The sequence below is a fragment of the Streptomyces sp. NBC_01454 genome (assembly GCF_036227565.1).
Classification (GTDB): Bacteria; Actinomycetota; Actinomycetes; order Streptomycetales; family Streptomycetaceae; genus Streptomyces.
The window spans coordinates 633,922-647,364 of sequence record NZ_CP109460.1 but is presented as its reverse complement, the minus strand read 5'-3'; the positions used below and the strand labels follow the sequence as shown (position 1 = coordinate 647,364).

General features: G+C 72.0%; 14 protein-coding genes and 1 pseudogene. 11 read left to right on the top strand and 4 right to left on the bottom strand.

All coding sequences use genetic code 11. The features are described 5' to 3' along the window. Window positions 1-74: 74 nt before the first annotated feature. The 4 genes from OIU81_RS02455 (at window position 75) to OIU81_RS02440 (ending at window position 3,025) form a co-directional block, all read left to right on the top strand. Entirely contained in the window at window positions 75-800 is a 726-nt protein-coding gene (locus OIU81_RS02455; protein ID WP_329143304.1) for a TetR/AcrR family transcriptional regulator, read from the top strand. 67 nt (window positions 801-867) lie between these two features. Beyond that, entirely contained in the window at window positions 868-2,178 is a 1,311-nt protein-coding gene (locus OIU81_RS02450; protein WP_329143302.1) for a PP2C family protein-serine/threonine phosphatase, read from the top strand. A 377-nt stretch (window positions 2,179-2,555) separates the two neighbouring features. After that, window positions 2,556-2,792 carry a DUF6400 family protein gene (locus OIU81_RS02445; RefSeq protein ID WP_329143300.1) on the top strand — a complete coding sequence of 79 codons (237 nt, stop codon included), beginning with the start codon at window positions 2,556-2,558 and terminating at the stop codon, window positions 2,790-2,792. A gap of 2 nt (window positions 2,793-2,794) precedes the next feature. After that, window positions 2,795-3,025, top strand: a complete 231-nt coding sequence (locus tag OIU81_RS02440) for a hypothetical protein (protein WP_329143298.1) — start codon at window positions 2,795-2,797, stop codon at window positions 3,023-3,025. A gap of 22 nt (window positions 3,026-3,047) precedes the next feature. Here the strand turns inward: OIU81_RS02440 and OIU81_RS02435 are convergent, their stop codons facing one another. Continuing rightward, a complete protein-coding gene (locus OIU81_RS02435) occupies window positions 3,048-3,938 on the bottom strand; it encodes a S41 family peptidase (protein WP_329143296.1) in 891 nt (296 codons plus the stop codon). Window positions 3,939-4,069: 131 nt separating this feature from the next. Here OIU81_RS02435 and OIU81_RS02430 point away from each other — a divergent pair, with 131 nt between their 5' ends. Further along, window positions 4,070-4,936 carry an SCO6745 family protein gene (locus OIU81_RS02430; protein ID WP_329143294.1) on the top strand — a complete coding sequence of 289 codons (867 nt, stop codon included), beginning with the start codon at window positions 4,070-4,072 and terminating at the stop codon, window positions 4,934-4,936. An 8-nt stretch (window positions 4,937-4,944) separates the two neighbouring features. On the opposite strand, the gene OIU81_RS02425 is transcribed toward OIU81_RS02430, so the two are convergent. Continuing rightward, window positions 4,945-5,376: a hypothetical protein gene (locus tag OIU81_RS02425; protein WP_329143291.1), complete on the bottom strand. Its 432-nt coding sequence runs from the start codon at window positions 5,374-5,376 to the stop codon at window positions 4,945-4,947. Window positions 5,377-6,075: 699 nt separating this feature from the next. Here OIU81_RS02425 and OIU81_RS02420 point away from each other — a divergent pair. From OIU81_RS02420 to OIU81_RS02405, 4 genes and pseudogenes are all read left to right on the top strand, one after another. After that, window positions 6,076-6,915 carry a hypothetical protein gene (locus OIU81_RS02420; RefSeq protein ID WP_329143290.1) on the top strand — a complete coding sequence of 280 codons (840 nt, stop codon included), beginning with the start codon at window positions 6,076-6,078 and terminating at the stop codon, window positions 6,913-6,915. 210 nt (window positions 6,916-7,125) lie between these two features. Further along, a pseudogene (locus OIU81_RS02415) lies at window positions 7,126-8,008 on the top strand (SDR family oxidoreductase). A 536-nt stretch (window positions 8,009-8,544) separates the two neighbouring features. Then, window positions 8,545-8,709: a hypothetical protein gene (locus OIU81_RS02410; RefSeq protein ID WP_329143289.1), complete on the top strand. Its 165-nt coding sequence runs from the start codon at window positions 8,545-8,547 to the stop codon at window positions 8,707-8,709. A 113-nt stretch (window positions 8,710-8,822) separates the two neighbouring features. Next, window positions 8,823-9,851, top strand: a complete 1,029-nt coding sequence (locus OIU81_RS02405; protein ID WP_329143288.1) for a phosphotransferase — start codon at window positions 8,823-8,825, stop codon at window positions 9,849-9,851. Window positions 9,852-9,916: 65 nt separating this feature from the next. Here OIU81_RS02405 and OIU81_RS02400 read toward each other — a convergent pair whose 3' ends face one another. Together OIU81_RS02400 and OIU81_RS02395 are read right to left on the bottom strand one after the other, a co-directional pair. Further along, complete coding sequence (locus OIU81_RS02400; protein WP_329143286.1) at window positions 9,917-10,789, bottom strand: undecaprenyl-diphosphate phosphatase; 873 nt, start codon at window positions 10,787-10,789, stop codon at window positions 9,917-9,919. A gap of 197 nt (window positions 10,790-10,986) precedes the next feature. Next, window positions 10,987-11,688: a TVP38/TMEM64 family protein gene (locus OIU81_RS02395; RefSeq protein ID WP_329143285.1), complete on the bottom strand. Its 702-nt coding sequence runs from the start codon at window positions 11,686-11,688 to the stop codon at window positions 10,987-10,989. Window positions 11,689-11,861: 173 nt separating this feature from the next. Here OIU81_RS02395 and OIU81_RS02390 point away from each other — a divergent pair, with 173 nt between their 5' ends. Both OIU81_RS02390 and OIU81_RS02385 read left to right on the top strand, forming a co-directional pair. Continuing rightward, entirely contained in the window at window positions 11,862-12,026 is a 165-nt protein-coding gene (locus OIU81_RS02390; RefSeq protein WP_329143283.1) for a hypothetical protein, read from the top strand. A gap of 108 nt (window positions 12,027-12,134) precedes the next feature. After that, complete coding sequence (locus tag OIU81_RS02385; protein WP_329143280.1) at window positions 12,135-13,307, top strand: elongation factor Tu; 1,173 nt, start codon at window positions 12,135-12,137, stop codon at window positions 13,305-13,307. Window positions 13,308-13,443: the final 136 nt, after the last annotated feature.

The following is a 13,443-nucleotide window of genomic DNA, read 5'->3' as shown; positions in this document are numbered from 1 at the left end:
TTGACGTAACCTGGTGATTAACTTGCCCGCACGGGGCCCGAGGGGTCGGGGGCGGAGCGATACGGAGGTCAGGCGTGACGGAGAGCGAGCGCGTCCCGGCCGAGCGCAAGCGGCGCCGGCCGACCAGCTCGGGGGTGGTCCTGTCGGCCGATCTGATCGTCGACGCGGCCTGTGAACTGATCGACGCCCAGGGCGCGCAGGCCTTCACCGTCCGCAAACTCGGTGCGGCGCTCGGCGCCGACCCCTCCGCCGTCTACCGCTACTTCCGCAACACCGAGGACCTGCTGCTGGCGCTCGCCGACCGGCTCATCGGCGAGTGCATGACCGGTTTCGGATCCACTGGCGACTGGGCCGCCGATCTGCGCGAACTGGGCCTGCGCGCCTACCGTTCCGCGCTGCGCCATCCGCAGATCGCCGTGTTCAGCACGGTCCGGGTCACGGGCCGCCCCCATGAGCAGCGCGCGGTCGACACCGGCGTCGGCCTGCTGCTCGGGGCCGGCTTCGACGAGGCCACGGCCGTCCGTCACTACCACGCGCTCGTGGACACCGCCCTCGGCCATGCGGCCCTGGACGCCGGTGTGCTGCGGCTGGCCCCCGCCCAGCGCGCCGCCGACGAACAGGCCTGGCAGGCGCAGTACGGCAGCCTGCCCGCTGACGAGTACCCCAGCCTGCACCGCGTACGGGAGCATCTGCCGCTCATGGCGGGTTCGGCCGTCGAGCGCGCCCTCGATCTGCTCATCGCGGCGATGCGCGGGGAGGCGGCGGAATGGGTGGCGGAAGGGGCGGAGCGGGCGGAGTGAGGCGCCTCCCGCGACGACCCGGCGGGACGATCCGGGCATTTCGCCCTCCCGGGTGCCACCATGAGGCATGCCCTTGCGACGGCTGCCTCGGCTCTGGGGACGACGGGAGCTCAGTCACGTCCTGGTGCTGTTCCCGATCGGGCTCATCGTGGCGGTCTGCACGATCGATGTCCTCTCGCCGCCCGACATCCATCTGGGGCCCCTGCTGGTCGCGGCCCCAGCGCTCACCGCGGCCTTCGCCGGGCCCGAGCTGACGGCGGCGATCGGGGCGCTGGCGGTGGTCGCGCAGGTGAGCATCGGGCTCGTGCGCCGGGTGCTGTTCACCGAGAATCTCGAGGCCCAGATCGCCGCGCTGATCGTCGTCTCCGCGCTGGTCGTGCTCTACACCGTCGTGCGCGACCGCGGCGAGCGGCGGCTCACCAAGAGCCGCTCGGTGGCCGCCGTCGCCCAGCAGGTGCTGCTCAGACCGCTGCCCGCCCGCAGTGGCCCCTTGGAAATCGCGTCCTTCTATCTGGCGGCCGAGGAGGAGGCGGCGATGGGCGGCGATCTCTTCGCGGCGGCCCGCACCACCACCAGTACCCGGCTGATCATCGGCGACGTCCGGGGCAAGGGGCTGCCCGCTTACAGCCATGCGGCCCTTCTCCTCGGCGCCTTCCGGGCCGCCGCCCACCGTCAGGCCACCCTGCCTAAGCTGGCCATCCACCTCGACGGCGCGGTGCGCTGGGACAGCAGCCAGTGGGGCAACGCCCCGGATGCGACGACGGAGGCCGCGACGGAGGCCGCGACGGAGGCCGCGACGGAGGCCGGTGACGCCCCCGACGCGGATGTCCGCTCCGCCCCGGCCGCCACCGCGGAGCCCGGTCCGGAGCCCGCCGGCCCGGACTCGGCCCCGGCCCCGGACCTCGACACCGACACCGACACCGACACCGACGAGACCTTCGCGACCGTCTCGCTGCTGGACATCCCCGATCACTGGCCCGTGCTGCGCACCATCACGTGCGGCCACCCGCCCGCGCTGCTGCTGCGCGACGGGTGGGCCCTCACCTTGCGCCCGGAGCGGACCGCGCTGCCGATCGGGCTCGGCCGGCTGGCCGGCGCCCCCGACTACGAGGTCGAGACGTTCCCCTTCGAGCCGGGGGATCTGCTGCTCCTCTACACGGACGGGGTGACCGAGGCCCGCGACGGCAAGGGGGTGTTCTACCCGCTGGCCGAGCGCGCGGGAGCCTGGAGCGGCTGCAGCCCGCAGCAGGTCCTGCAGCTGCTGCGGGCGGATCTGCTGGCGCACACCGACGGCCGCCTGGGCGACGATGCCGCCGCGGTCGCGGTACGACGCCTGCCCGCGGGGCCGCCGCAGGCCGGGCGACCGGACGGGTCCTGAGACGGTTCTGCGGACCTCCGGTTCTCCGGATTCTGCGGACCTCCGGTTCTCCGGATTCTGCGGACCTCCGGTTCTCCGGTTCTCCGGTTCTGCGACTCTCCGGCGGTCCGGCGGTCCGGCCGGGACGGGCGGCTGACCCGACCGGGATGAATTCCGTCACACCTCGCATTAGCGGACACCTCCGGCACGACGCAGGCAATTCCCCACACGGGAATTCCGCTTTACCCACTTCCGTACGCTTTCGTGAGTGCACACTGCGCGACCGGCCGTTCCGTATGCCGGACCCCTCCGGGACGCTCTCCGCCTGACGCTTCCTCAGTGCCGCCCGGCTTGATAGACACGTTCGAATCATCCGCACGTGGCATGGGACGCGCACCATGATCGACCGCAATACCTCGGACCACCACATAGTCGAGTTCGACCTCACCGCAGACGAGGCCCGGCGGCGCACCGAAGTCGTCGCGGCGCTGGGGGACACCTGGGACCCCCTCGCGGTGTTGGAGGGGGAGGCCGACGCCTACCGTCTCCTCTACTCGGACCTGGACGCGGAGCAGCAGGCCACCTACGACATGCTGGTCTCCGCCGGGGTGCTGCCCGCCTCCGGACAGGCCTGAGCATGCTGCCGCTCGACCCCACCGCCGATATCGGCCGCCGGGCCTGGGTCCCGTGCCCCGGCTGCCAGGACCACCAGGAATGCGGCACCTGCCTCGACGGCCGCACCTGTGAGGACCACTGGCGCTACCTCCTGTCGAACAAGGGCAGCGTCCTGCACCTGCAGTGCCCCAACTGCACCCATCTGTGGGCCTGGCAGTCGGGATTCGGCGCGGGCGGCCGCACCGACGCCTGACGCGCCACTGCCGCCCCACCGTCTAGGCCAGCCGTCCCAGCGCCTCCTTGTACGCCACCTCGAATGCCGTGTCGGCCGGTACGTCGCGGTCCGGGTGCACTCCGACGCCCTCCCAGTTGCTGCCGGTGACGGCATTGATCGTCCGGGCCGTGGGCACGGTGACCGTGATGTGCTCCGTCACCGCATGCCGCTTCGTCGGGTGCGCCCCGCCGCGGGTCGTCTCCCCGATCACCTCCGCGCGCTCGTAGGCCTGCAGGGTGTACGCCACGTCCTCCCCGCCCGAAAACGTGGTCGCGCTGGTGAGGACGTACACCGGACGGTAGAGATAGCGCGGCGCCGGCAGGTGCGACAGGGTCCAGAACTGCCGGGTGGAGTCGCTGGAGCGCTCGTAGAAGTCGTTGAGGTGCACCTGATCGTCGGGGAAGAAGTAGCTGCACCACATCGCGGCGCCCGCGGGGGAGCCGCCCCGGCACTCCCGCAGATCGAGCAGCAGGGCCCGGGTGTGCGCGACCAGCTCCATGGCCGCACCGATCGCACGCGCGCCTTCCCCGGCGTCGGCCATCCACCGGATGTCCAGACAGCCGATGTTGCCGTCGAGCTGCTCGCAGCGGCGGATGCCGTGGTTCTCGGCCCGCATCAGCGCGAGGAAGGCCGCCCGCCCCGCGTCCCCCTCCGCCGACTCGGCGGCCCGGGGCTCGTCCTGCCACAGCAGCCGGAGGTGCTTGTCCGGGCAGACCTCCTGGAGGTGCGCGGTCACCGCCGCGCAGAACGCGGCACCGCTCAGCGCGTCATACGTCCCCGATGCCAGCCGGGCCCGGATCGCCTGATCGATCTCCACCGCACGCTGGGGGAAGACATAGCCCGTCACTATGCGGTCCAGTGCGAGGTCGATGATCTCTGCGTGGGTGGGCATTGCTGCTGATCCTCTCTGTGGTGCGGGTGGGTCTCCCCGCCGGCTCCGGCTCCCGGGGCGGGCTCGTACGAGGGGCCGTACGGGCCGTGCACGCGGTGCGCCGGACGTCCGCCGGCGGTAGCGTGCCGAGCATGGAGCTGCACGCACGATCGCTTTGGCTGCTGACCGAGCCGCTGCACGCGGTCTGCTACTTCGACGACCACTGCCGTGACATGGGCAAGGACCTCGGTCTCAAGGGCTTCTGGATGGGGTATTTCGCGGCCCGCACCGCCCCCATGGGAGCGGTGGAACCCGCCGCGGCCACGGCCGTTCTCGGGGTGTTCGCGCCGGGGATGGTCGCCCGTGCGCTGCCCGCGGCCTGGAGCGTCGTCAGCCCGGCCCATGTCCTCGACGAACGCGGCAGCCGCGCGGCCCGGGCGCTGCGCGGGATCGACCCCGAACTGGAGCGCCGCGCCGCCGAGCTGCTGCCGCCGCTCCAGGCGATCGTCGACGACGCACCGGCCACCGCACGTCCGCTGTTCGCCGCCAACCGCGCGCTGTGCGATCACGCCGACCCCGTCGAGCGGCTGTGGCAACTGGTCACCACCGTCAGAGAGTTCAGAGGCGACGCGCACCACGCCGTACTCGCCGACGAGGGGCTCGACGGATGCGAGGCCCTGGTCCTGGCCGCCGCGTCCGGGCGCGTCCCCGGGGAGGCCATGCGCCAGGACCGCGGCTGGAGCGAGGAGGACTGGGCAGCGGCGGCGGACCGGCTGCGGGCCCGGGACCTCGTGGACGCCCGCGGCGAGGCGACCGGGCACGGCAGACGGGAACGGGAGCGCATCGAGGCAGCCACCGACCGGCTGGCCGGCCGGCTGCTGCGCCCGCTGCCCGAGGCGCAGACCGAGGCGATGCTGCACACGCTGGAGCCCGTGGTCCGCCGCATTCTGGCCGCGGAGGTGCTCCCCTTCCCCAACCCGATCGGCCTGCCGCACCTCGATGCGCCCGTGCCGTACTGAGACGCCCGTCAGGAGGTGCGCGGCCGTATGCCGCCCTCCTTCAGCTTCTGCTCCAGATCCACCGTGTCCGAAGCCGGCGGCGCCTGGACCGTGACCGGCTTGTTGACGCCGGAGAACCATATGGTCAGGTCCAGCGGGCCCTGGGCCGCCTGCGCACGCTCCCGGAACTTCACGGTCCGGTCATCGGGTCCGATCCAGATGTCGAGCCGCAGCTTGCGCACCCCGAGCTGCCCGTACTGCTCGATCGCCTTCTTGCGGCGCGCGGCGTCCATCGCACTCTTGGGCATCTGCTGCCTGAGCAGCTCCGCCACGTCCACCGTGCCGGCATAGTGCGTCGTCCGCACGCCGTCGACGGTCTCCGCGCCGACCTTCTTGACGTCCTCGGACTGCGGAAGCAACGACGCCTGCGCCGCCGGGTCCTGGTCGGCCTGCTGCTGCATCCCCCGAGTCCGCCGGCCCCCTTGCCCTTCATGGCGAACTTGATCCAGTGCTTGCCGTCCATCCCGGCCGCCGTGTCCGAACCCCCGCCCAGATACACCGAGCCTCCGACGAGCCGCACCGAGAACTCGTGTGCCTTCCCGCCCATGGACGCCTTCATCTGCATGTCGGCGACGCGCGGACGGAGGCTGAACGACACCTTGCCCTCGATGGTCCCCTGCCCCGGGACCCTGCCGGAGAGGCGATACGAAGCGGAGTTGAGCCGGGCGCCCTTGTTGACGGCCTTCTGGACCGCGGCGACCGGCGCGGCGCGGAAGCTCTCCGGCGCGGAGCGGTCCGCCGAGGTCCCTTTGGACGCCGCGCATGCCGCCGTGCCGCACAGCACGGCGCCGGTCAGCAACGCCCCGGCGACGCGGAATGAGGTACGGGAAATACGAGTCATGGCCCCCCCATGAACACACGGACATATGGAAATGTGACTGATCGAGACAGTAACCCACGGCACCGACAATCCCCCGTGTGGCGGGACGCGGCCGCGTGGCCTGGGCGTATGGCATCCGGCGGGGCCGGGGGGCGGGCGGGAGCCGTGGGGCCGGAGTGATTTTCATCTGGTGGTTCGATGGGTGCTTTGGGGTGTTTTATTTAGCCAGATCGGGACACCAGCGCGCGCGAGGCGTTGAATAAGTATGGATCCTAGAGAGTTGTGGGACCGCAACGCCGTGCTGGCAGAAGCGTTTTGTCTGGGCGACGAGCGTGTGCGTGAGGCGCAGGCCAGACTTGACGAGGCGCAGGCCGACCGGTCACGGGTGCTGGCGGCGTTCGCGGTGACGGTGGGCAGCACTGGCGCGGTGGCGGGTCTTTTCGGTCTGAACGAGCGGGAAGTACGGATCGCCCGGCGCACGGTGGGCAAGGACGACGCCCGCGCCGTCGCCGAAGAACTGCTCGCGGCCTCCACTCCCGCCGCGGTCCCGCAGCCCGACGAGGCTCCGCCGGCCCCCGAGGCAGCTGCCGAATATCCTCACCACCAGAACTCCTCTGCCGGAACGCGTCCCGGGCCGGTCCGTGAGAACGTCGGCAGCCCGGGGGCAGCGGAACAGAGCTGGTCACCGGCCATGGACGCGGTGCTGATCGGCAGTTGGCAGACGGGGGTGGACCTGCGCGAACTCGCCGCCGAATTCGGGCTCGATCTCACCCGCCTGGTGACCCGGGCCCAACAGCTCTCCGCCCAGGGGCGGTTCTATCCGGGCCCGGTCGAGACCCATGCCGGACGCCACCGGCGCGGTCCCGGCGATGTTCATGAATCCGAATACACCATTCCCGCACAGCAGACGGCTCCCTGGAATGCCGCGCCCTCGGCACACCCGATGGCATCCGCCTGGCACACCGGCACGATGCCGACCGCGGAGTCCGTCCCGGACAACATGGCCGCCCTCGCCTCCGAATGGGACAACGCCCTCGCTCCGTGGGGCACCCTCGCGCCCTCGCACGAGGACCCCGTTTCCTCCCATCAGCCCTGGGCCCAATACCACCTCAGTTCCTGACTGCCCGTTGAGAGCGCGCTACGTACGCACTCCGCCCCGCAGGCCGGTACCGGCCGTCCCGGGGTGAGAGGCCCCGCCCGGATTCCCCGGAGCGGGGCGAGAAGAGGGGAGCAGGCCGGAGCCATGGCGAGGGATGAGGCGGGGGCGGGGGACGAGGCGGGGGCGGGGGACGAGGCGGGGGCGGGGGAGAAGGGGGTGCTGGCGGGGAAGGTGGCGCTGGTGGCCGGCGCCGGGCGCGCCATCGCGGTGGAACTCGCCCGCGCCGGCGCATGGGTGTACGCCACAGGGCGCAGCAGCCGGACCGCCGGCCGGTCGGAGATCGACCGGCCGGAGACGATCGAGGAGACCGGAGAGCTGGTCACCGCGGCCGGAGGCACCGGAACGGCCCTGCGGTGGACCACCTCGACAGCGATCAGGTCCGTGCTCTCATCCGGCGCGTCGACCGGGACCACGGCCGCCTCGATGTCCTCGTCAACGACATCTTCGGCGGCGATGCCTATGCCCAGTTCGGCACCACCGTCTGGGAGCACGATCTCGCCGGCGGGCTGCGGATGCTGCGCATGGGCATCGACACCCACGCGATCACCCGCCACCATGCGCTGCCGCTGCTCATCCGCCGCCCCGGCGGGCTGGTGATCGAGATGACCGACGGCACCCCGGAGTACAACGCCGCCTACCGCCACCACGAGGGCTCCTACTACGACTTGGCGAAGGCCGCCGTGCAGCGGATGACCCTGGCCCTGAGCCATGAACTCACCCCGTACGGTGGCGCGGCCGTGGCCGTCACACCCGGCCGGCTGCGGTCGGAGAAGATGCTCGAGGCCTCCGGCGTGACCGAGGAGACCTGGCGGGAGGCGACCGCCCGTGTACCGCATTTCTGTATCGCCGAGTCCCCCACCTGTGTCGCTCGGGCCGTGGTCGCGCTCGCCGCGGATCCGGACGTCGGCCGCTGGAGCGGAAAGGGGGTCTCCAGCGGGCAACTGGCCCCCCTCTACGGATTCACCGACACCGACGGCACCCGCCCGGACTGCTGGCGCTATGTCGTCGAGGTCCAGACCGGGGCCTGACGGCCGACGACACCGGCTACCGCTGACGGCCGCACGGCCGGCCGGACGCCCCGCACGCGACGCGGTGTCATGGCGTTGCCGTACCCAACTCGCGCCGGTGCAGCGGAAATACGGGCGGGCAATGTAACCATGTGTGCGGCTCATCAGTCTGATGCGTGAAAGAGCATCACTTCCCCGGACAAAGGGAGAGGGAAGCCCTCCTGCGGAAGACTCTTGCTGTGGCCGCCGCGATATCGGTGTGCACGCTCACCACGGCGCCCGGAGGGGCGGCGGCGCTCACCACGAGGGGCACCGGGTGGAATCTGACCTCCCGGCTCGGCGTCACCGGCCTCAGCCCGTCCCGCCCGTACACGGTCACCTTCGCCACGGCTGCCATGAAGGCCCGCTACACCCCCTACCTGACGGCCGCCGTCGCCCAGGCCAAGGCCGCCGGTGTGAAGCCGGCCCTCGGCGGCGTCGAGACCGTCAACCCACGACATCGTCCTTGTCCAGGTCGGTGTTCGGGTGGTCGAGATCGAGCGCGTGCAGCATTTCGTGGACGACGCTGTTCCGCACGACGTGGGTGGAGAAGTTCGAGTGCGTCGCCACGTCCTACGGCAACAAGCCGATCATGTGCGACCCCAACGGCGGGTACCGGACCACCGCCGACGCGGACAAGCTGACCGGCTTCGACCTCAACGGGCGGAAGGCGCTGCTGGCCAACGCCCGTGCGCAGGGCGTCGGATAGCTACCGGGGGAGGGGCGCTGAGGCGGTCGAGTCCGGTAGGGGGACGCCGGGTTCACGGGTTCACGCGCCGATATTCAGCAGCCGCGTGGCCGGCCGCGTGCGAGCATGTGCTCATGCCGTCGCGACTGCCGTTCGGAGACGAGTTACAGGCCGAGTTGGGGCCGCCCCGGCGCGCCCGCCGACTGGACAGCAGCCCGCGCTCCCGTGTGTGGCGAGTGGAGCTGACCGGTGGACCGGCGGTCGTGAAGCAGATCGTCCATGGGGCCGATGCCGAGGAACGGTACGCCCGCGAGGTGGCCGCTCTGCGGCTCGCCGCCAGGGCCACCACACCTGTGGTGCCCGCGGTGCTGGGCACCGATCCCGGCGAGCGGGTTCTGGTTCTGGAGCATCTGGACCACCAACGACCGTCCCCGGGCTGGATCGTCGACCACGCCGCGGCGCTGGCGCGGCTGCACGCCTCCGCGGGCCCGGACGGCGCCGCCGTGCTCCCCCGGTGGACCGGACCGGGCGGGGCCGACATCGACGCCTTCCTTCGACTGGCCGAGGCGCTGAAGGCTCCCGTGGCCCCCGGCGTGCGCGCCGAGCTCGATGCCCTCGTCCTCCGGCTCGGCCGGGCGCCGGGGAACGCCCTTCTCCACGGGGACCCGTGCCCCGGCAACGACCTGCACACCACCGGCGGCGTCAGATTCATCGACTTCGAACAGGCCGCATGGGGCAGCGGACTAATGGAACTCGCCTATCTCCGCATCGGCTTTCCCACCTGCTGGTGTGTCACCGCCTCCTCCGAGGCGCTGCTGCACCGGGCCGAGGACGCCTACCGCACGGCCTGGCACGCCGAGACCGGCGCCGCACTCCCCGTCGATCTCACCGACGCCTGCGCGGGCTGGCTGATCAGGGGCGACGCGCTGGTCCCCCGCGCGCGGCGCGGCGGCACCGACGACTTGGCCCGCATCCCCCAGCGGGACTGGACCTGGGGCACCGCCACCGCTCGGCAGCGGCTGCTGCACCGCCTCGCTGTCGTCAGCCGGATGAGCGCCGGCCACGCGGAGTTGCCGGGCTTCGGCACGCTCTGCACGGTCATGCACCAACGGATGGCCGCCCGATGGCCCGCGCTCCCGCCGGTTCCGTCCCGACGCCCGTAGGTGGGCGGGCGTCGGCGTCCAGGGGCCCGCCGCGGCCCGCCCCCACTTCCCCGTATGCGGGCTGCTCAGCCCGCCGTTTCCCCCGCATGCGGTGTCAGCACCCCGGCCGCGACCAGGGCGAACAGGGCTATGCCCAGCAGAATGCGGTAGATCACGAACGGCATGAAGCTCTTGTGGGAGATGAATTTCATGAACCACGCGATCACTGCGTAGCCGACGACGAAGGCGATGACCGTGGCGAAGACGGTGGAGCCCCAGGCGACATGCCCCTGGCCGGCATCCTTGAGCTCGAAGACGCCGGAGGCCAGTACGGCCGGAATGGCCAGCAGGAAGGAATAACGGGCCGCGGATTCACGGGTGTAGCCCATCAGCAGGCCGCCGCTGATCGTGGCGCCGGAGCGGGAGACGCCGGGGACGAGGGCCATGGCCTGGCAGGCGCCGTACAGCAGGCCGTCCTTGACGTTGAGGTCGGTGAGGGTCTTGCGCTGCTTGGCGGCGCGGTGCCGGCCACCCGTCTCGTCGCGCGCGGCCAGCCGGTCGGCGATGCCCAGGACGACACCCATCACGATGAGGGTGGTGGCGATCAGCCGCAGATCCCGGAACGGGCCCTCGACGGCATCCTTGAGCGTGATGCCCAGCACGCCGATCGGGATCGAGCCGACGATGACCAGCCAGCCCATCTGGGCGTCGTGATCGTGCCGCAGCTCGCGCCGGAAGAGGGACCGGGCCCAGGTCGAGATGATCCGCCCGATGTCCTTGCGGAAGTAGATGATGACGGCCGCTTCGGTGCCGATCTGGGTGATGGCGGTGAACGCCGCCCCGGGGTCCTGCCAGCCGGCGAACGCCGCGGTCAGCCGCAGATGGGCACTGGACGAGATCGGAAGAAACTCGGTCAACCCTTGGACGAGTCCGAGCACGAATGATTCAAACCAAGTCATGGAAAAGACGCTATCCAAGGGTGATCAGGCGCTGACCTGCGCGAGATGTGAAAAATCGGACACTGGCGGCGGATGTGGATCACCGCCGATCGGGGGCAGCGTAACGTCCGAAGATGTCCGGATGGCCAAGGGGTCCTGGACCCGCTGCGCCTGCCGGGTGGCGGCTCCCATGGCGGGTGCCGTCGGCCCCTCCGGGGTCAGCTGCCGCGCAGCGCCTTGCGTGTGCACCACGCCACCACCAGCGCCCCCAGCGCGCTGACGACGACGAAGCCCACGGCGAGGAGGAACGCCGGTGAGGTGGGTGTCGAGGCCCGTGCGCCGGCGAGGGCGTAGGCCGCGGTGTTCGGGACGCTGCCGAGGGCCGTCGCGAGGAGGAAGGGGAACCAACCCATCCGCGAGACCGCGGCGCAGTAGTTCGTGGCCCAGAACGGCAGGCCGGGGAAGAGCCGGACCGCCAGCATCGAGCGGAAGCCGTGCTCGCTCAACTGCCGGTCGGCGGCCGTCAGCCAGCGGGCGCGCAACAACGGACGCAGGGCGTCCTGCCCGAGCAGCCGGCCGAGCCCGAAGGACAGTCCGGCGCCCAGCACCGTACCGACGAGCGCGGTGGCCAGCCCGGCCCGGCAGCCGAAGAGGGCGCCCGCCGCGAGGTTGAGCACCGGGCGCGGGACGAAGGCGGTGGCGCACGCGCCGTACGCCAGCGCGAAGACCACCAGGGCGGTCGGGCCGGACAGCTGCGCGGGCCAGCCGCCGGTCAGCAGCTGCTGCGGCCGCCACAGCAGCACGGCAGCCGCCGCGGCCGCCAGCAGGGCGAGCAGCAGACCCAGCCGGGCCCAGGGGGAGAGCAGCACACGCGTGCAGCGCGCGGCGAGGCCGTCGGGCGCTGCGGCGGGTGTGAGCATCCCGGGAGCGTAACCGACCCCAGTGAGAAGGAGCGGTCACCCCGGCCCGCGGCCGGCGCGTTTCGGGATTGCCGGAAACCGGCGCAAGGATGTCCTGTTGTGTCCGTGTCCGGCCGTGGCATCGACGGGTAAATCGTTCGACGGCGGTGCGGGTGCCCGGCACCATGGGGCGCATGCCCCGGCGCGCCTTCCTCCCGCTCCCGCCCGCAGTCGCGGACGGGCCGAAGGCTGCCGTCGCCCTCCCCGCGGCCCTCGCCGCAACGGAGGACGCCACCCCCACCGTCACCCCCACCGCCGCCCTCGCAGCGGCCGTGCCGGCCGACGGCATTCACAGCTGACCCTCTCCGGATCGTCCCGCGGACCCCGCAGGGGGAGGGTCGGCCGGCCCAGGGGTCCCCGCGGCGCCAAGTCGCCGTCCTCACCGCATTGTTGCGAGGAAGTACACCGTGCCCAAGACGGCAAATGTGCGCGCCAAGCCGCATCTGAACATCGGCACCATGGGCCATGTCGACCACGGCAAGACCACGCTGGCCGCTGCCCTCACCAAGGTCCTCAGCGACCGGGGGAGCGGTACGTTCGAGCCGTTCGGCCGGATCGACCGGAGGCCCGAGGAGGCGGCCCGCGGTCTCACGATCACCAGCTCGCACGTCGAGTACGAGACCGGCACGCGGCACTACGCCCATGTCGACATGCCCGGTCACGCCGGCTTCATCAAGAACATGATCACCGGCGTGGCGCAGCTCGACGGGGCGATCCTGGTCGTCTCCGCGCTCGACGGGATCAGGCCGCAGACCGCCGAACATGTGCTGCTCGCCCGGCAGATGGGCGTCCGGTACGTCGTCGTGGCCCTCAACAAGGCCGACGCCGGCGCCCCGGAACTCACCGGCCTGGTGGAGCGGGAAGTGCGCGAGGTGCTGAGCGCGCACGGCTACGACGGGGAGCATGTGCCCGTCGTACGGGTCTCGGGACTGCGTGCCCTGGAGGGGGACCCGCGCTGGACGGCGGCGATCGACGCGCTGCTGGACGCCGTGGACGTCGGTGTCCCGCTGCCCGAGCGGTATCCGGCCGCTCCGTTCCTGCTGCCGGTGGAGAGCGTCCTGACCCTCACCGGCCGCGGCACGGTCGTCACCGGAACCGTCGCGCGCGGCACGGTGCGGATCGGCGACCGGGTGGCGGTGGTCGGTGCGGGGGCCGAGATGACCGTCGCCGGGCTGGAGACGTTCGGCAAGCCCGTGGCGTCGGCCGAGGCCGGGGACGATGTCGGGCTGCTGCTGCGCGGACTCCACCGCGACCGGGTGCGCCGCGGGCAGGTGGTCGCGGCACCCGGCAGCGTCACCCCGCGGCGCCGTTTCACCGCCGGCCTCCAGGTCCTGTCTTCAGAGGACGGCGGCCGCCGGACGCCGCTGTCCACCGGCTACCGGCCGCAGTTCCACCTTCGCACCGCGGACGTGACCGGCCGCCTCGACCTCGGCGAGCGGGGCCTCGCCCACCCCGGAGAGACGGTGACGGTCCGCGTCGAACTGGACCGCGCGGTGGCGCTGGAGACGGGCCTGGGTTTCGCCGTCCGGGAGGGCGGCCGGACCGTCGGCGTGGGGACGGTGCGCACCGTCGAGGAGTGAGGCGGCGCAGGTCAGCAGCGGTGTCCGGCACCGTCGCCGATGCGGGGCGCGGCCGCCGCTGTCCCGGGAGCGAGCGGGGTGCGACACTGCTCGCCCGGAGGAACGGCTGCGCACACACGGATGATCGAGGGTGACC

Coding starts and splice junctions, on each gene's coding strand:
- OIU81_RS02400 (WP_329143286.1), bottom strand. CDS start 10,789: ATGACTTGGTTTGAATCATTCGTGCTCGGACTCGTCCAAGGGTTGACC.
- OIU81_RS02440 (WP_329143298.1), top strand. CDS start 2,795: ATGCTGCCGCTCGACCCCACCGCCGATATCGGCCGCCGGGCCTGGGTC.
- OIU81_RS02425 (WP_329143291.1), bottom strand. CDS start 5,376: ATGCAGCAGCAGGCCGACCAGGACCCGGCGGCGCAGGCGTCGTTGCTT.
- OIU81_RS02450 (WP_329143302.1), top strand. CDS start 868: ATGCCCTTGCGACGGCTGCCTCGGCTCTGGGGACGACGGGAGCTCAGT.
- OIU81_RS02395 (WP_329143285.1), bottom strand. CDS start 11,688: ATGCTCACACCCGCCGCAGCGCCCGACGGCCTCGCCGCGCGCTGCACG.
- OIU81_RS02435 (WP_329143296.1), bottom strand. CDS start 3,938: ATGCCCACCCACGCAGAGATCATCGACCTCGCACTGGACCGCATAGTG.
- OIU81_RS02390 (WP_329143283.1), top strand. CDS start 11,862: ATGCCCCGGCGCGCCTTCCTCCCGCTCCCGCCCGCAGTCGCGGACGGG.
- OIU81_RS02405 (WP_329143288.1), top strand. CDS start 8,823: ATGCCGTCGCGACTGCCGTTCGGAGACGAGTTACAGGCCGAGTTGGGG.
- OIU81_RS02445 (WP_329143300.1), top strand. CDS start 2,556: ATGATCGACCGCAATACCTCGGACCACCACATAGTCGAGTTCGACCTC.
- OIU81_RS02430 (WP_329143294.1), top strand. CDS start 4,070: ATGGAGCTGCACGCACGATCGCTTTGGCTGCTGACCGAGCCGCTGCAC.